The 16,986-nt window shown below is 39.2% G+C and carries 14 protein-coding genes, 11 tRNA genes, 1 rRNA gene and 1 riboswitch; of the genes, 5 read left to right on the plus strand and 21 right to left on the minus strand.

Features of this window, described 5'->3' with window-relative positions:
• Window positions 1-437, minus strand: a 16S ribosomal RNA gene (locus DL897_RS00005); the annotation flags it as partial.
• A 478-nt stretch (window positions 438-915) separates the two neighbouring features.
• On the opposite strand from DL897_RS00005, the gene DL897_RS00010 reads away from it, so the two are divergent.
• From DL897_RS00010 to DL897_RS00030, 5 genes are all read left to right on the plus strand, one after another.
• A complete protein-coding gene (locus tag DL897_RS00010; protein ID WP_113657098.1) occupies window positions 916-1,368 on the plus strand; it encodes a MarR family winged helix-turn-helix transcriptional regulator in 453 nt (150 codons plus the stop codon).
• Window positions 1,369-1,512: 144 nt separating this feature from the next.
• The gene (locus tag DL897_RS00015) at window positions 1,513-3,216 is read left to right on the plus strand and encodes an MDR family MFS transporter (RefSeq protein ID WP_420824094.1); all 1,704 of its coding nucleotides are present in this window, start codon (window positions 1,513-1,515) and stop codon (window positions 3,214-3,216) included.
• 192 nt (window positions 3,217-3,408) lie between these two features.
• On the plus strand, window positions 3,409-3,741 hold the full coding sequence (locus tag DL897_RS00020) for a hypothetical protein (protein ID WP_113657099.1): 333 nt from the start codon (window positions 3,409-3,411) through the stop codon (window positions 3,739-3,741).
• A gap of 25 nt (window positions 3,742-3,766) precedes the next feature.
• Window positions 3,767-4,612, plus strand: a complete 846-nt coding sequence (locus tag DL897_RS00025; RefSeq protein WP_113657100.1) for a YtnP family quorum-quenching lactonase — start codon at window positions 3,767-3,769, stop codon at window positions 4,610-4,612.
• 229 nt (window positions 4,613-4,841) lie between these two features.
• The gene (locus DL897_RS00030) at window positions 4,842-5,546 is read left to right on the plus strand and encodes a hypothetical protein (RefSeq protein WP_113657101.1); all 705 of its coding nucleotides are present in this window, start codon (window positions 4,842-4,844) and stop codon (window positions 5,544-5,546) included.
• A 451-nt stretch (window positions 5,547-5,997) separates the two neighbouring features.
• Here the strand turns inward: DL897_RS00030 and DL897_RS00035 are convergent.
• The 20 genes from DL897_RS00035 to lysA form a co-directional block, all read right to left on the minus strand.
• Window positions 5,998-6,072: transfer RNA gene (locus tag DL897_RS00035), tRNA-Gly, on the minus strand.
• Between the two features lie 16 nt (window positions 6,073-6,088).
• Window positions 6,089-6,165, minus strand: a tRNA-Asp gene (locus DL897_RS00040).
• 7 nt (window positions 6,166-6,172) lie between these two features.
• Window positions 6,173-6,248 (minus strand) — tRNA-Val (locus DL897_RS00045).
• A gap of 36 nt (window positions 6,249-6,284) precedes the next feature.
• Window positions 6,285-6,360 (minus strand) — tRNA-Glu (locus tag DL897_RS00050).
• A 3-nt stretch (window positions 6,361-6,363) separates the two neighbouring features.
• Window positions 6,364-6,439: transfer RNA gene (locus tag DL897_RS00055), tRNA-Thr, on the minus strand.
• Window position 6,440: 1 nt separating this feature from the next.
• A tRNA-Asn gene (locus DL897_RS00060) sits at window positions 6,441-6,515 on the minus strand.
• Between the two features lie 4 nt (window positions 6,516-6,519).
• A tRNA-Gly gene (locus DL897_RS00065) sits at window positions 6,520-6,593 on the minus strand.
• Window positions 6,594-6,602: 9 nt separating this feature from the next.
• Window positions 6,603-6,678: transfer RNA gene (locus DL897_RS00070), tRNA-Lys, on the minus strand.
• A gap of 7 nt (window positions 6,679-6,685) precedes the next feature.
• Window positions 6,686-6,760, minus strand: a tRNA-Gln gene (locus tag DL897_RS00075).
• Between the two features lie 9 nt (window positions 6,761-6,769).
• Window positions 6,770-6,854, minus strand: a tRNA-Tyr gene (locus DL897_RS00080).
• 7 nt (window positions 6,855-6,861) lie between these two features.
• Window positions 6,862-6,937 (minus strand) — tRNA-Ala (locus DL897_RS00085).
• Between the two features lie 216 nt (window positions 6,938-7,153).
• Window positions 7,154-8,089, minus strand: coding sequence for an alpha/beta hydrolase (locus tag DL897_RS00090; protein WP_113657693.1), 936 nt, complete (start codon window positions 8,087-8,089; stop codon window positions 7,154-7,156).
• 257 nt (window positions 8,090-8,346) lie between these two features.
• A complete protein-coding gene (gene scpB, locus DL897_RS00095) occupies window positions 8,347-8,982 on the minus strand; it encodes an SMC-Scp complex subunit ScpB (protein WP_113657102.1) in 636 nt (211 codons plus the stop codon).
• Complete coding sequence (locus tag DL897_RS00100; protein WP_113657103.1) at window positions 8,972-9,739, minus strand: segregation and condensation protein A; 768 nt, start codon at window positions 9,737-9,739, stop codon at window positions 8,972-8,974. The genes scpB and DL897_RS00100 overlap by 11 nt, the downstream gene beginning before the upstream one ends.
• A gap of 372 nt (window positions 9,740-10,111) precedes the next feature.
• Complete coding sequence (gene ribH / locus DL897_RS00105; RefSeq protein ID WP_145962176.1) at window positions 10,112-10,585, minus strand: 6,7-dimethyl-8-ribityllumazine synthase; 474 nt, start codon at window positions 10,583-10,585, stop codon at window positions 10,112-10,114.
• A 12-nt stretch (window positions 10,586-10,597) separates the two neighbouring features.
• Window positions 10,598-11,791, minus strand: a complete 1,194-nt coding sequence (locus tag DL897_RS00110) for a bifunctional 3,4-dihydroxy-2-butanone-4-phosphate synthase/GTP cyclohydrolase II (RefSeq protein WP_113657104.1) — start codon at window positions 11,789-11,791, stop codon at window positions 10,598-10,600.
• Between the two features lie 186 nt (window positions 11,792-11,977).
• The gene (locus DL897_RS00115; RefSeq protein WP_113657105.1) at window positions 11,978-12,622 is read right to left on the minus strand and encodes a riboflavin synthase; all 645 of its coding nucleotides are present in this window, start codon (window positions 12,620-12,622) and stop codon (window positions 11,978-11,980) included.
• Between the two features lie 57 nt (window positions 12,623-12,679).
• A complete protein-coding gene (ribD, locus tag DL897_RS00120) occupies window positions 12,680-13,765 on the minus strand; it encodes a bifunctional diaminohydroxyphosphoribosylaminopyrimidine deaminase/5-amino-6-(5-phosphoribosylamino)uracil reductase RibD (RefSeq protein ID WP_113657106.1) in 1,086 nt (361 codons plus the stop codon).
• A 339-nt stretch (window positions 13,766-14,104) separates the two neighbouring features.
• A riboswitch (FMN riboswitch) is annotated at window positions 14,105-14,243 on the minus strand.
• 61 nt (window positions 14,244-14,304) lie between these two features.
• Entirely contained in the window at window positions 14,305-15,294 is a 990-nt protein-coding gene (locus DL897_RS00125; protein ID WP_113657107.1) for a COX15/CtaA family protein, read from the minus strand.
• A 163-nt stretch (window positions 15,295-15,457) separates the two neighbouring features.
• Entirely contained in the window at window positions 15,458-16,792 is a 1,335-nt protein-coding gene (lysA, locus tag DL897_RS00130) for a diaminopimelate decarboxylase (protein WP_113657108.1), read from the minus strand.
• Window positions 16,793-16,986 lie beyond the last annotated feature (194 nt).

Below are 16,986 nucleotides of genomic sequence, written 5' to 3' on the forward strand. Positions count from 1 at the left end.
ACAGAGTTTTACAACCCGAAGGCCGTCATCACTCACGCGGCGTTGCTCCGTCAGGCTTTCGCCCATTGCGGAAAATTCCCTACTGCTGCCTCCCGTAGGAGTCTGGGCCGTGTCTCAGTCCCAGTGTGGCCGGTCACCCTCTCAGGTCGGCTACGCATCGTGGCCTTGGTGAGCCGTTACCTCACCAACAAGCTAATGCGCCGCGGGCCCATCCCTAAGTGGTCGAAACCTTTTACGATTCGCTCATGCGAGCGAAAAGATTATCTGGTATTAGCCCCGGTTTCCCGGAGTTATACCAGTCTTAGGGGCAAGTTGCCCACGTGTTACTCACCCGTTCGCCGCTAGGAGTTCTCCCGAAGGAAAACTCCCCGCTCGACTTGCATGTATTAGGCACGCCGCCAGCGTTCATCCTGAGCCAGGATCAAACTCTCAAAAAAGTTCTTAGCGATAGCTTAGTACTTCTTGTCCCGGAATCTACGATTCTGGGGCTACCGCTAGTAGTTTGATTGCTCATCAGAATTAACGAGTCATGTTCACTCTTTAGTTTTCAAGGAACACTTTCTGTTGTTTCACCGCTTTCTTGCGGCGACAATGAATACTTTACTACAAATAAAAAATAAAGTCAACACCTTTTTTTAGGTTTCTATACATTGATTAATTCACTGAACTTCTAACTAAATCAATCTAAAACAAAACACTCTTTTTGCTTTTATTAATTGTTCTATAATCAACAAGTAGGACATGCTCTATATTAACTAAAACTAATCCTTTAAATCATTTGTTAATATCTTTCTACATGATGTGCTACTATAGAGCTAGTTACGTAAACAAAATTTTTACATAAAACGTAAACAACGATATGGAGAATGATCTTTATCTATATAAAGTTGACTAGAAGAAAGGTAGTGAAGAATTATGGGGGAAAATAAAACATGGTTTGATCCACAAATTCAAAAAATTGAACAGATCACGGAAAGAATGGATCAGTATTTGTGTAAGCAATTAGAAAATCCTGAACCTGAGCATAAATTAACACCCAATAAGTTTATTTTATTACGTACCCTCTTATTTAAAGGAAAATGCATGGTTGCTGACTTATCTCGCGAAGTCAATTTAACATCTGGAGCTACAACTATTGCCTTAAATCGTTTAGAACAAGAAGGCTTAATCATTCGAAACCGTGATCACATCGATCGGCGAATTGTTTGGGTAGATTTATCAAATGAAGGAAAACAGCTCGTAAAAAGTATATTAAAAAACCGTCAAAAGTTTATTAAACAAATCCTAAATGTTTTAACTGAGCAAGAGCAGGAAACATTTATCAGTCTATTAAACAAAATCTCTGTTAAACTTTTACAACAAAAATAGCACTTATTTCATATTGAAATTAACATTAATAATTTCTATAATAATTTTTTACAAAAATATCTTTATCACAAAGTTAATTTAGTGTTAAGATATTCGAGTGAAAAAATTTCCAAAGAATTTTACTTACAACAGGAGTGATATGATTTGTCTCAGAAAAGCCTCGCTTCACAGGAAGCAATACCTCACTCGAATAAACAAACAGAACATTCTAAACGAGGGGTTTTAATTGTTGGACTACTCGTTGCTATGTTATTCGCTGCCTTAGATGGAACCATCGTGGGTACAGCTATTCCACGCATCGTTGGTGAATTGGGCGGATTAAGCTTAATGACTTGGCTCACAACAGCTTATATGCTTACTTCTACAACGGTTGTCCCAATCGCGGGAAAACTGGCAGATTTATTGGGACGTAAAGTTGTCTATGTGTCTGGTTTAATGATTTTTATTGCCAGCTCAGCTTTATGTGGAGCTGCTCAGTCTATGGAAGCATTAATCTGGTTTCGTGCTCTTCAAGGTATCGGCGGCGGTATTATGATGCCACTTGCTCTGATTGTGATCGGAGATATCTTCACGGGTAAAGAACGTGCCAAATGGCAAGGAATTTTTGGAGCGATTTTTGGTCTAGCTTCTGTTATTGGTCCGCAGGTTGGTGGATGGATTGTTGATGCAATAAATTGGAGATGGGTATTTTATGTCAATTTACCAGTAGGCATTCTTGCAACCATCCTCATCTTTATCGGGCTAAATGGAAAGAAGACAACCGGTCCTGTCAAAGTGGATATGGGTGGTATTATCACCATGGTAATCGGAGTTGTTAGCCTACTACTCGCACTTTCATTTGGTGGCAAAGATTATGATTGGGACTCTTGGCAGATTATTGGGCTGTTTAGTCTATCCGTCCTCTTTTTAATCTTGTTCTTTATCATCGAATCCAAAGTAGATGAACCCATTCTCCCTCCATACTTATTTAAAAATCGAACCTTTTCCTTAATCAATGCGATTGGCTTTCTAATGACTTTAGGTATGTTTGGAGCCATCACCTTTATACCATTTTATATGCAAGGAGTACTCGGAGTTAGTGCTTCTGATTCCGGAACAGTGATGACTCCAATGATGATTAGTATGATTCTCACGAGTATCTTAGGAGGACAGCTGGTTTATAAAGTGGGGATTCGCTCCCTTATGATCACGGGTATGGCTATTACAACACTCGCATTTGGTCTTCTTACTACACTGGATTTGGATAGTTCCAAATTCTTAGCTATGGGATATTTAGTAGTAATGGGAATAGGCATGGGTTTTGTTATGCCAAATCTTACTCTTGCTTTACAAGAATCCTTTTCTAAAGAGGAACTGGGTGTCGTCACCTCTTCCAGTCAGTTCTTCCGCAATATGGGTGGGACATTCGGTGTAGCAATCCTAGGAACCGTACTCAATGAGAAATCAACCCAGCTATTAAACGAAAAAATGGGTCCTATTTTCGAGCAGATTCCTAAGCAAATGCAAGCGATGATTGAGCCGATCAAGAAAATGATTAATACCGATCCCCAAGGACTCTATTCCATGCTATTCAACTCACAATCGCTACAAAAAATACCTATTACGATGCAGAAAACCATGCTCCCGATTTTAAAAACCAGTCTAGTCAGCTCATTACATGTTGTTTTCTGGTGTAGTCTGGCTTTTGCTGCTGGCGGTTTCCTTATCACTTTCTTCATTGGAAAGATTACTCTGACACAGGAAAATAAAAAAAGGAAGGATAAAAAGGCAAAAGCCGACTTTTCGTCTCCTAAAGATGAAAAGTCGGCTTCTTTTATAAGATGGTTTGGGCATCCTGTATCGTTTTGAGTAAAAGAATGTTATCCTAAAAAATAAAAAATGCTATTCTAGAAATAGAATGGATCAATTGAATATTTTCTTTTAATCCATTTAGAATACGAAGCGGCCTCCTTCTTCTGTCGCTCATCGCTTTTAAGCTCATTCTCAATATTAGGTGCAATTTGGATTTTAGGATATTAACCATCGAGGAGAGAGAATATTATGAGTTTAAGTCAAGAAACACCCACTCAACAACATATTAAAATCATAGTAAACGATCAAGCTGGAAAGCCTTTTTACGGAATGATTCATGTAGATGAAATTTTAGAAGATCATATGATAACTCGTACCAGCATTTATCGATATAATCTAGGTTCTTATCATACAGTGGTGCTTATTGGAGTTCCCTATTTAGTTAGTGTCGAAAACATTGTCTTAGGAGAAATAATGGTTGAACCTCATCAACAATCCGACGAAATCCTCACTTTTACTTATACTATAGAGCAAGACGGTGCAAAACGCAGAAAAGAATGGAGTCATTTCGCCCGTTTCTAATCGAACGCCATAGAGGAGGATACAAATGGAGCAGCTTAAAGTCGGAAAATTTTCATTAACTTGGCTCAATGGAGGTGTCACTCATCTCGATGGAGGCGCTATGTTTGGAGTTGTTCCCAAACCACTCTGGAGCCGTAAATACCCTGTCAATGAGAAAAACCAAATTGAACTTCGAACGGACCCCATTTTGATTCAATATGAGGGAAAGCACTTTCTCGTTGAATCAGGTATTGGTATAAATAAGCTGGACACCAAAAAGAAACGCAACTTTGGTGTAACTGAAGAGTCCCATATCGAACAAAGTTTAGCCGAACTAGGACTGAAGACAAGTGATATTGATGCGGTCTTGATGACTCATTTGCACTTTGACCATGCGAGTGGTTTAACAAAGTGGCAGAATGACAAACTCGTATCCACTTTTACAAACGCGATTATATATGCCTCTAAAGTAGAATGGGAAGAAATGCGAAATCCAAATATCCGTTCACGCAATACCTATTGGAAAGAAAATTGGGAATCCATTCAAAATCAAGTCGAAACCTTTTCAAAAACAAAAGAAATAATCCCAGGACTTCAAATGATTCATACAGGTGGACATAGTGCGGGGCATGCAATCCTCAAACTTGAAAGCGAAGGCGAGAAACTGATACATATGGGTGATCTGATGCCAACCCATGCTCATCAAAATGTCTTATGGGTACTCGCATATGACGATTACCCCATGACCTCGATTGAGCAAAAACAAATCTGGATTCCGAGTGGACTCAAACAAAATGTGTGGTTTTCTTTTTACCATGATGCTTTTTATCGCGCAATCCAATGGGATGAAGAAAGCAGAATCATAAATAGTGTACCACGAACGAGGTCATAATTTCTTGAATTCCATCGTATCATCATTATAGTCCCGCCAAAATCGGCGGGATTTTTCTTTTCTAAAAATCCAAAAAAGCGTAGAAAGAGATAGATAATCTGATGTCCTCTGTCCACTTCTTTATATGTAGTAAATCGACATTACCGACCAAATAATATATATCTATACATTACAAAAATGTAGAAAATTGGTATTTTTGTGATATGATAGTCACTAAGGAGGGGACTAGATGGATAATCAAGATAAATTTGAACTAGTTCTAAAGAAATTGGATGGTTTACAAAAAGACTTTGAGCAATTTAAACAGTCTGCGGCTACAAAAGCAGAGCTACAAACACTACGGGAATCAGCGGCAACAGTGGATGACAAGACGGAAGCAAACTATGTGGTTCTAAAATCTCTCTTGGATGGTATGGAAAACCGAATAAACTCCAAATTCCAGCAAATCGATACTAAGTTCGAGCAAACCGATACTAAATTTGCACAAATCGACGCTAGATTTGAGCAAATCGACGCTAGATTCGAACAAATCGACGCTAGATTTGAGCAAATCGACGCTAGATTCGAACAAATCGACGCTAGATTTGAGCAAATCGACGCTAGATTCGAACAAATCGATGCTAGGTTTGAGCAAATTGATTCTAGGTTTGAGCAAATCGATGCTAAGTTTGAGCAAATTGACACTAGGTTTGAACAAATCGATGCTAAGTTTGAGCAGGTTGATGCTCAGTTTCATATGGTGTTCCAACAGTTAAAACAACTAGATGAAAAAGTCACCAATGGCTTTAACCAAATTAGTCATTGTCTTCAGGATATGCAAAAAGTTCTAATACTTATATCTGAGAGACAAGATCGACAAGATGAACGATTAAACCAGCAAGAAAAAGCCATCTTCATTATCCAACAGAAATTGAGAAAGTTAAGCGGGGAATAGCCCCGCTCTTCTATTTTTCAAAGCATATTTATCGTAAATTCTTAATATTAATTTTTCATTGTTTTTTTATTCTAGTTTTCCTCTTTTTCATTTCCTATAAATGTAAAAAATGATAATTACTATGATATAAACACTCCTATATAACGTTACAAAAGAATCATTTTGTTACCAAATATGTAAACGAGGCATTTCCCGTCCATTAAAAGATGAAGATTTTAACAGGATCGTTTAGTAAAACACTATTTACAAAAGACAGACTACAAATGTTGGAAAGGATATTCGTATTTTGTACAGGAAGTTTAAGCATGACACATTCATATTCATCTTGAACATTGGTTATAGATAACCTTGAATTTACTAGAGAGATGATACCAAAATTGCTCGTCGTTCCCTTCAACCCCTATATATAGCAAAAACTACTATCCTCACGTAAGATAGTAGTTTTTATATCTGGAGCGGAAGACGGGATTCGAACCCGCGACCCTCGCCTTGGCAAGGCGATGCTCTACCCCTGAGCCACTTCCGCATATCTTATTATATTATGGCGGAGCTGACGGGATTCGAACCCGCGATCTCCTGCGTGACAGGCAGGCATGTTAGGCCTCTACACCACAGCTCCTTAGGTATGGTGGACGGTGACGGGATCGAACCGCCGACCCCCTGCTTGTAAGGCAGGTGCTCTCCCAGCTGAGCTAACCGTCCATATAACAGGCTAGAGATCATCTAGCCAAATAAATTTGGTGACCCGTAGGGGATTCGAACCCCTGCATGCCAGCGTGAAAGGCTGGTGTGTTGACCGCTTCACCAACGGGCCAAGTGGAGCTTCCAACCAGGCTCGAACTGGTGACCTCTTCCTTACCATGGAAGCGCTCTGCCGACTGAGCTATGGAAGCATGGCTCCCCAGGCAGGACTCGAACCTGCAACCTACCGGTTAACAGCCGGGCGCTCTACCATTGAGCTACTGAGGAACAGTGGAGCGGGTGAAGGGAATCGAACCCTCGCATTCGGCTTGGAAGGCCGATGTTCTACCACTGAACTACACCCGCATCTTCTATTGGTGAGCCATGAAGGACTCGAACCTTCGACCCTCTGATTAAAAGTCAGATGCTCTACCAACTGAGCTAATGGCTCTAACACTTGGCTGGGGAGGTAGGGATCGAACCTACGCATCACGGAGTCAAAGTCCGTTGCCTTACCACTTGGCTACTCCCCATTGCAGTTTTGGTGGAGGGAGTAGGATTCGAACCTACGAAGGCGATGCCAGCGGATTTACAGTCCGCCCCAGTTGGCCACTTTGGTATCCCTCCATATTTTTGGTGGAGCTAAGCGGGATCGAACCGCTGACCTCCTGCTTGCAAGGCAGGCGCTCTCCCAGCTGAGCTATAGCCCCATGTCTCGCAGCCGTTCGTAAAATCAACTGCTGACGATTACATACTATATCATGCTTATGAAAAAAATGCAACCCCATTTATAGATAAAAGTCTATTGATATGATTAACAATAGTTTGATTATTATCCCAAGCCTACTTCTACAAGAATTCAGTAGTGTTCATTAAGCAACAGTATGATTTAAAATCAACACTACTGATAGAAGTAGGCTTCATTTTCATATTTTTATACCCGATCGAACATGTTGATTGAGCCAACGAACAATATCATGGTATACCTCATCCCGATTTAACTCATTTAAAATTTCATGTCTACCATCTTTATAAAACTTATAATTTAAGTCTTCCATTCCAATCTCTTTATAACTGTAATAAGCTTGAAGCACTCCTTTGGTATACTCTCCAACCGGATCCTTTTCTCCTGAGATTAAAAAAATGGGTAAGTCTTTTGGAATTCGTTTCATCTCATCCCGTTGTTCCATCAATTTCATTCCTGTTAATAAATCATAAAAAAAGCCAACCGTTGCAATTTCACCACAATAAGGATCTTTAATAAATTGATCTACTTCTTCTTCATCTCGCGTTAACCAATCAAATTCAGTTCGATTAGGTCTAAATATCTGGTTATATCGGCCAAAGGACAATTGATAAAAGAGCTTACTTTTCTTGGTTTTTCCGCTATATCTCATGAACAATTTAGCTAAGGCACGTCCCATATTACCTAATGCACCAGGATCTCTGCCCGTTCCTGATAAGATCAATCCACTTAACTCTTTGCCATATTTTTGAATATATCTTCTTGATAAAAATGAGCCCATACTATGCCCGAACAGAAATATCGGAAGATCAGATTGTTCCTTTTTAATTAGCCCAGTAAGCACATACAAATCATCGACAACAAGCTCCCAACCATTTTCATTGGCAAAATGACCTAGCTTTTCTTTACAGCCTGCCGTGGAGCCATGACCACGATGATCATTTGCATAAACAATATATCCTTCACTATTTAAGAAGTTTGCAAAATGATGATACCGCTTTGCATGTTCTGCCATTCCATGTGCAATTTGCACAATGCCTTTTGCTTCTTTATTATTTATCCACTTATATGCAGCGATGTGGGTCCCATCAATAGAAGGATAAGAAAATGAAATCATCTCCACTTTCTTTAAATCCCCTTCCTAACTTAAAGTACTAGTCATATTTATACCTATTATTTGTTCCCTTTAGCAAAAAACATTCTATTTATAAGATAAACGAATTGGAAATAACTGTCCAAGGTTTCTATTTAGAATAAATTCAAAAATAATTTATGCCATTCGTCTAGGTCTTTTTAAACCTTTGGATCAAACGATGCGACATACTCTAACATATTTAAGCCCAGCATTCTATAAGAGAATTGCTAGGCACTCTTCTAAACTTCTACCTCTTCTTTCAAGTCAGTTTCCTCACTTCTCGTTGTCATTTCACTTGACATATCAACACCCAACCGCTTAAATAAATCTTGCCGGTCTTCTTCCCATTCTCGCCAATTGAAAATAGAATCAGCTGGCGGTAACTCAGCAATATGATTCAAACCGAAGTATTCCAAAAACTCTTTCGTGGTTCCATATAAAATCGGTCTTCCTGCTCCTTCTGCTCGACCTACTTCGCGTACTAATCCCTTACGTTGTAACACTTGAACAGTACGATCACTTTTTACCCCACGGATTTCTTCGATCTCCATCCGTGTGACAGGCTGTCTGTAAGCAATAATCGCTAGTGTTTCTATAGCTGCCCGTGATAATTGTGATCTTGTAGGTGCTTGTGCTAATTTTTCCAAATAAGGAGCATGCTCAGGGAGTGTTGTTAATTGATAAATCTGTGCTACTTTCGTAATTTGTATCCCCCGGCGTTCTAGCTTCCATTCGACTTGCATTTCATTAATAAGTAAACGGATTTCATCTTTGGCTAAACCGATGACATCAGCAATCTCCTTTAAACTTAATCCTTCTTCTCCAGCGGCAAATAACAGCCCTTCGATAACTTGTTTCTTCTCTTCAGCTACCAATGGCTTCTCTCTCCTCTTCTACTTGAAACGACTCGATAAAAATCTCACCAAATAGTTGGTCTTGATAACAGATGACACGTTTCAATTTCATTAATTCCAGAATCGCTAAAAAGGTTGTAATAACACGTTCTTTGTTTACTTCATCCCAACATAATAATTTGGAAAAAATCAACTTCCCTTCTAGTCTTAATTGTCGATCAATCTCATCCATACGAGCGCTAACCGATATTTCTTCTCGTTCTACTTTAGTTATGGGTTCTGCTCGTTTCTGTGTTTTTAATACCTCCACAAGTGCTTGAAATAAATCATCAACCGTTAGACCATAAACTGGATTGACCTCTTTTGTATAAGGGGACAAGTCCATGGGCGCACGAGTATATACCTTGCTCCGTTCGATCTCTTTTTCTTTTAGTACTTCGCCTAAACGCTTATATCTTTTATACTCTAATAAGCGGTCTACCAATTCTTCACGTGGATCAATAAACCACTCTTCTTCCGCTCCTATCTGCTCTTCATCCAATATATCTTGTTTCGGTAATAACATTCGACTCTTGATAGCTAAGAGTGTAGCAGCCATTACCAAAAATTCACTAGCTACTTCCAGTTGCCATTCTTGTGCTTCTTTTATAACCTGCATATATTGTTCGGTTATTTTCGCTATGGGTATCTCATAAATATCTACTTCTGCTTTCTCAATTAGATGAAGTAACAGATCGAGTGGACCTTCAAACATTTCTAACTTAATCTGAATATCCACCGTTTTCGCTCACGACTTTCTATCTCTATTTCGAAGTTGCCAAAAGCCCATCACAATGCTTTGAGCTTATTGCCTTAGCTACTGATTAGGCATTTCAACAGCATTTCGCTCTATATATAGGGTATAAGAAGTTTATGTATCAATGAATTAACATGCTCTATTTTATCATTACTTCATTTATTCGTGAATCATAGCATTTGCTGGCTCAATTTATAAACAAAATTTCTACCTATAAAGTGGTTTTCCTTTTCCGTTTCACTCTCGTTGCTTAAAACCCAAGCAAAAGTCGTTCAACTAGAAAAGGAAAACCATTTTGTTAATCATTTTGTAAGATCGATTTTACAAATATCTTTCTCGTTTTTTCTAACTTTTTTACTTTGCTAACTCTCTTTGTAAGTTAGCCATTTCTATCGCACTAACCGCTGCTTCCCAGCCCTTATTTCCAGCTTTTGTTCCAGCGCGTTCAATGGCTTGTTCGATATTTTCAACGGTAATTACACCAAAAATCACCGGAACTCGATTTCGTACACTTGCAGCAGCTATCCCTTTAGCCGCTTCATTACAAACATAATCATAGTGACTAGTAGCTCCGCGAATAACCGCTCCAAGTGTGATAATCGCATCATATTTTCCTGATGCTGCTAACTGATCTGCCATATAAGGAATCTCAAAAGCTCCAGGTACCCAAACAAGATCAACAGTCTCTTCATCTGCTCCATGACGTTTTAAAGCATCTTTGGCTCCTTCAAGCAATTTTGTTGTAATAAAATCATTAAATCGACTGATTACCACTGCAAACTTGAGCCCTGACGCAACCAATTTACCTTCATATACTTTTCGGATCATTTTTTGTCCTCCCTATAAATGTAGTAAATGTCCAAGCTTCTCTTTTTTGGTCATCATATAGTTACGATTGGTCTCATGAATCGGTAACTGTATAGGGACTACTTCTACCACTTCTAAGCCATATCCCTTTAATCCTGTGATTTTTCGTGGATTATTTGTAAGTAAACGCAGTTTGCGTACTCCTAAATCCTGAAGAATCTGTGCACCAATCCCATACTCTCGTAAATCATCACGAAAACCTAATTTTAAATTGGCTTCAACTGTATCTAAGCCTTCTTCTTGGAGTTTATATGCTTTAAGCTTATTGAGTAAACCAATACCACGACCTTCTTGACGCATATACAGTAATACTCCGCTGCCTTCCTCATCAATCTGCTTTAATGCCGCATGCAATTGTGGTCCACAATCGCATCGTTTGGAACCAAAAACATCTCCCGTTAAGCATTCAGAGTGAACTCGAACCAAAACAGGTTTATCTGGATGAATGTCTCCTTTTATACATGCAACATGTTCTTTTTTATCGATCTGATTCGAGTAACCAATCATTTGAAATTCACCAAACTCGGTTGGCATCTGAACAGATACCACGCGCTCGATCAGTTTCTCCTTACGATTTCGATATCGAATTAGGTCTTGAATGGTAATTAATTTTAACTGAAATTGTTCTGACATTTTTATTAAATCAGGGACTCTTGCCATGGTTCCATCTTCTTTAATCACTTCACATATCACACCAGCTGGATAGGCTCCACATAAGCGAGCCAAATCCACCGCTGCCTCAGTATGCCCTGCTCGACGCAGCACACCACCGGTTCGAGATACCAGCGGAAAAACATGACCGGGTCGTCGGAAATCTTGTGGCTTCTTAGTTGGATCGATTAATTGTTGGATTGTTTCGGCACGTTCATATGCTGAAATTCCCGTCGTGGTACTTTCTGCATCGACGGATACAGTAAACGCTGTGCCATGACGATCTGTATTATGATGAACCATTAAAGGCAAATCCAATTCCGCAACCCTCTCTTCAGTGAGAGGCATGCATACAAGACCACGACCATATGTAATCATAAAGTTGATCACCTCTGGTGTTGCCTTCTCAGCTAAAGCGACCAAGTCACCTTCATTTTCACGGTCTTCATCATCTACCACAATGACCATTTTTCCTTGTTTCAAATCTTCCAGTGCTTCCTCAATCATATGAAACATTACGTTTTCTCCCACCTTTCTTTAGAGATTGCTTGCTGTATCACTTCATCATTCGTATAAACTTGACTCTTCCATAGCAGCTCTCCTGAAAAGACATTCTTCTCTCTTTAAAAGGGAAAGTTGATCCTACAATAATGATTCCCTCAGAGTTCATAGGTTTGAACGAATTTTGCAACATACACTTCTTTACATAAAGCCACTATTTTTTAGCATTTCTGTTGTTAGAGGCTGAGAGATTCTTGTTTCTTTTCCTGCCCATTTCGCTAAATATTTGGCAATCATATCACATTCGATATTGACTAGATCACCTGGTTTTCCAAAGTAAAGCTGAGTATGAGTAAGCGTGTGTGGAATGATCGAGACACTAAAAGAGTTCGAATCTACACTTACTAAAGTCAAACTAATCCCATTAACAGCAATAGACCCTTTCTCTACCATCCAATGTGTAAGCTCAGGTGCTACTCGGAAACGAAATAATACCGCATTTTCATTTGGTTTACGTTCGAGTAAAGTACCAACACCATCTACATGTCCTTGTACAAAATGCCCTCCCATCCGCTGCCCCGCTGCAATCGCCCGTTCCAAATTCACAGGTGAAGATGCTTGCAGCATATGAAGCTGTGTCCTTTTGACAGTTTCAGGCATCACATCTGCACTAAATGAATGATCATCTAGCTCTGTGACAGTTAAACACACACCATTTACAGCAATACTGTCGCCAATCTGCGTTCCTTCTAATACCTTTCTACAAGAAATCGTTAACTGAAGAGTCATGCCTGAGTGACTTAATCGCTTTACTGTACCTACTTCTTCAATCAATCCAGTAAACAATCATCCCACTCCTTTCTACTCGAAATTATGTTACATGGTTTAATTATCAACGGATGTTTAAATATAACCGATGATACAAAGATCATCGCCGAATCGCTCAATTGTTATATCCTTTAACTCTTTCGATTCTTTCATCTTCTCTGGATTTTCTCCCTCAATCGAGGTGGGACTATTTCTCCCTCCAAGCAGCTTTGGGGCAATAAAGGCGATTACTTTTTGTACATGATTTCCATGTAAAAAAGATGCATTGACTTCTCCGCCACCCTCAACCAATAAAGATAAAATGCCATGATCACCTAAAGTCTGTAATACAACCTCTAGATCTACTTGGGATCCTGCTCCTGTCGATATCACTTTGACTCCTTTTGCTATAAGCTCCTGCTCTTTTTGTTGATCCTTTGCATCCGTTGTAAAAATCCAAGTCTTTGCTTCTGTTACATCGGTTATATTCGAATCGATAGGAGTACGCAAATGGCTATCTACAACTACCCGAATGGGCTGAATTCCTCCTACTTCTAGCCGAGCAGTTAAACGCGGATTATCTGCTAAGACTGTGCCCACTCCCACTAAAATCGCATCATGTTGATGACGTAGTTGATGAACTTTTTGCCGAGATTTCTCATTGGTAATCCACTGACTGTCTCCAACATGCGTCGCAATTTTACCATCTAATGTCATGGCAGTTTTTAGTGTGACAAATGGATATCCAGTATGTCGATGATGAAAATATGCTTCATTCAATCGAATACATGCTTCTTCGTATACAGGTTGTATAACCTCGATTCCTGCCTCTTGTAGACGTTGTATTCCTTTTCCCGCCACCAATGGATCGGGGTCCAATGAACCTACAACAACCCGCTTAACACCACTTGTTATAATTTTTTCTGTACATGGAGGTGTACGGCCATAGTGATTACAAGGTTCTAATGTCACATAAAGAGTAGATCCTTGTGCCTTTTCTTGAGCCATATTCAAAGCATGAACTTCAGCATGAGCGGTTCCTGCTTGGAGATGACTACCTAAGCCGACCAAACGACCATCTTTCACAACACAAGCTCCAACCATCGGATTTGGTGCTGTTTGACCTGCTGTTGACTTAGCCAATTGCCATGCTAAATGCATCCAGTCTTCATGAGTTTGCATGAATAACCCCCTTTTTATTTCGGGTACGAAAAAAGCCCTGATACAAAATATCAGGGCTTGGTTGATCGATGGGAAAATTAGACATAGCTAAATAAACACTCAACTCTCATTTTTTAAATGAATAGATCTACATAGAATGCTACCATTTCCCACTCGAATTTACACTTAGAGGGGGAACCTTATCAAAGGTATGGCGAATAAAAGCACTCATTCATCTTATTACCAATAAAGTAACAAGATGGGTTTTGTGCCCATTTTGTTAAAGCATTCACAAAGATTATTTATAAACATTCTATGCACCTTATCCAATTAAAAAATAACAAGTGTGCTAGCCTAATCAACATCCTTCTCCCATCCAGACTTTTACTGTCGGCTCCGGAGTTTCACCGAATCCACCGCTACAAGCGGGTCACGGGCTAAGACAATAAAGATTGTCATCACCGCCGGTCGGGATTTGCACCCAGCCCCGAAGGATGATTCATGAATAAATCTTTCAGTTTGAGTATATCTTATCTTAATCTTTGATGAATGTCTATATTTTATGACTGCAAAACAGGTGTTTCTTTGTCAAGTGATTTCGTTTTTCTAGATTTAGTCCATCCTGCTTGCATACACAGATAGCAAAGAATGGAGAAATAGATGGATATGATCGTGGTGTGTAATAGTGCTAGTAGCACTTGTCCTCCAGAGAATACAGTCATAATACCGCTTGCTGCTTGCAGTGAGATAAAGATAAAAGCAAGCCAAGCTCCTTTGTGCAAATCTTCACGATGTCGATAATAGCGAATGATCCCCCATAGCAGAACAAGAGTTAAAAACCATAGAGAAATTCCAGCATACCGATGTAACATATGAATTCCTTCTAAGTTCCCTAAACTAGGGAAATATTGCTTTCCACAAGTGGGAAATTCGAACCCACAAGCCATCGTAGCTTGCATGTGTCGAACAAATGCCCCTGTATAAACGACAACATATGAGTAAATAGCTAATCCCCAAACTGCGTATTGAAAACGATGCGATACAGGTTTTTCAGATTTGATTTTGGCTGTCTCTGCTTCTGGTTTTTTACCATGTTTTAATTGAAATAGATGAACAGCTAGCAAAACGACACTAGCAAAACAAATAAGCGAAAAACCAAAGTGCAAAGATAAGGCTGCTTTTTTAGCAAATGCCCCACGAAAGACAACTGTTAATGCTCCTAAGGCACCTTGTAAAAGTACAAAAAAGACACTCATGAATCCAAAGATTTTTACTCGTTTACTTCTTGGAAATGATCGCCATGCCCAAATAGTCAAAATGACTATCAAGAGTCCTACTCCTCCTGAAACAATCCGATGACTATATTCAATGATGGTTTCCATCGGAAAAGAGTTAGGAATGAGTGCACCATGACAGAAAGGCCAAGAGTTTCCACAGCCTTCTCCTGAGCCAGTTTTGGTTACAACAGCTCCAACAATTAACATCAGATACGAACCTATTGCTGTCAATACAGCAAAGATCCTAAGTGCACGATGCTTATTCGTGACCATAACATATCTCCCTTCTATCAGGGTAATCTTCGTTACTCATGATAACACATTCCCAAATTAAAATCCTACACAGCCTTCAAATGGCACAAAAATGTGACAAAAAATAAACCCCTATTTAAGAGATAGAGGTTTAAGAGGAATTTAGATTAATGAAAAATCTTTTTTAAATCGTTACTTTTTCTTTCTTAGGGATCAATCGTTCCGGAATATGATCATGTGAAATAATATCTTGAAGTGTCTCACGCTTAACCACAATCTCAGCTGTTCCTTCTTTAACAAACACCACCGCTGGTTTCTGAACACGATTATAGTTACTAGCCATCGAATAATTATAAGCACCCGTACAATTTACTGCCATAATATCTCCTGACTGAACTCCTGGAAGTGGTATATCCCATATTAAAATATCGCCTTCTTCGCAAGCTTTTCCAGCAATGGTCACCATTTCAGTTGCAGGCTCTGTAGCGCGATTGGCTATTAACGCTTCATATTTTGCTTGATACAAGGCGGGGCGAAGATTATCAGACATTCCTCCGTCAACTGCAATATATTTACGGATACCCGGAACCTCTTTAACCGTTCCAATTGTGTATAAAGTAGTTCCTGCTTCTCCTACGATATAACGTCCCGGCTCTACCCAAATTTCTGGGATTAGTGGCAAATCACTTAAGTATGTTCTTACTGTACTAGCAATTACTTGTACATAATCTTGGGGTGACTTCGGAGTATCTTCATCTATATATCGAATTCCGAACCCGCCGCCTGTATTAAATATTTGAGTGAGGACTCCCCACCGCTCATAACTCGTTTTAATCAATTGACTCATTTTAACAATAGTTGCAGAAAAAGCATTTGTTTCAAAAATTTGCGAACCAATATGACAATGAAAGCCCATAAAATCTAGTTGACTACATGTTAAGGCTAGTTCTACCCCTTTCAATGCTTGACCACTCTCCAAGCCAAAGCCAAACTTTGAGTCTTCTTTTCCCGTTTGAATATATTGATGTGTATGTGCTTCTACTCCTGGTGTAATACGTAGAATCACACGTGCTCTTTTTTGTTTTTCCTTTGCAATCGCTTGAAGCAACATTAACTCATCAAAATTATCTACCACAAATAGATAAATTTCTGCATCGAGTGCAAATTCTATCTCTTGTGGTGTTTTATTATTTCCATGAAAATAAATACGTTCAGCAGGAAATCCGGCTGATAAAGCGGTAAATATTTCTCCTTGAGAAACGACGTCTAACATCAATCCTTCTTCATCTACGATTCGACACATAGCCATTGTAGAAAATGCTTTGCTGGCATATGCAACTCGAAACCGCAATCCCGTATTTTGAAACGCACATACAAATTGACGCATTCGATCACGAATTAAAGTCTCATCCATCACATAGAGAGGGGTTCCATACTTTTGTGCTAAGTCAACAGTATCACAACCACCAATTTCTAAATGACCAAGCTTGTTGATCCGGCTTGTTCCGTGTAAGTACATTTCATTCACCCTGTCCTTATCATAGTTTCTAGTCACCCAATAATCGATAATCGCCCTATATTACAGATAATCAACAAACTGCCAATATATAAATCATTCATTTAATAAAATAAATAAAAAGATTCCATTTACATTTAATAAATAAAAAATACTCTCCGAAAATATGGACAGTATTTTACATAAAACCATTTCCC

Origin of the sequence: Thermoflavimicrobium daqui (assembly GCF_003313465.1) — a bacterium.
Lineage (GTDB): Bacteria > Bacillota > Bacilli > Thermoactinomycetales > Thermoactinomycetaceae > Thermoflavimicrobium > Thermoflavimicrobium daqui.

Excerpts from the sequence above, each read along its gene's own strand:
- DL897_RS00010 (WP_113657098.1), top strand. The coding sequence starts at position 916 with ATGGGGGAAAATAAAACATGGTTTGATCCACAAATTCAAAAAATTGAA.
- DL897_RS00020 (WP_113657099.1), top strand. The coding sequence starts at position 3,409 with ATGAGTTTAAGTCAAGAAACACCCACTCAACAACATATTAAAATCATA.
- DL897_RS00025 (WP_113657100.1), top strand. The coding sequence starts at position 3,767 with ATGGAGCAGCTTAAAGTCGGAAAATTTTCATTAACTTGGCTCAATGGA.
- DL897_RS00030 (WP_113657101.1), top strand. The coding sequence starts at position 4,842 with ATGGATAATCAAGATAAATTTGAACTAGTTCTAAAGAAATTGGATGGT.
- DL897_RS00090 (WP_113657693.1), bottom strand. The coding sequence starts at position 8,089 with ATGATTTCATTTTCTTATCCTTCTATTGATGGGACCCACATCGCTGCA.
- ribH (WP_145962176.1), bottom strand. The coding sequence starts at position 10,585 with ATGATCCGAAAAGTATATGAAGGTAAATTGGTTGCGTCAGGGCTCAAG.
- DL897_RS00110 (WP_113657104.1), bottom strand. The coding sequence starts at position 11,791 with ATGTTTCATATGATTGAGGAAGCACTGGAAGATTTGAAACAAGGAAAA.
- ribD (WP_113657106.1), bottom strand. The coding sequence starts at position 13,765 with ATGCAAACTCATGAAGACTGGATGCATTTAGCATGGCAATTGGCTAAG.
- DL897_RS00125 (WP_113657107.1), bottom strand. The coding sequence starts at position 15,294 with ATGGTCACGAATAAGCATCGTGCACTTAGGATCTTTGCTGTATTGACA.
- lysA (WP_113657108.1), bottom strand. The coding sequence starts at position 16,792 with ATGTACTTACACGGAACAAGCCGGATCAACAAGCTTGGTCATTTAGAA.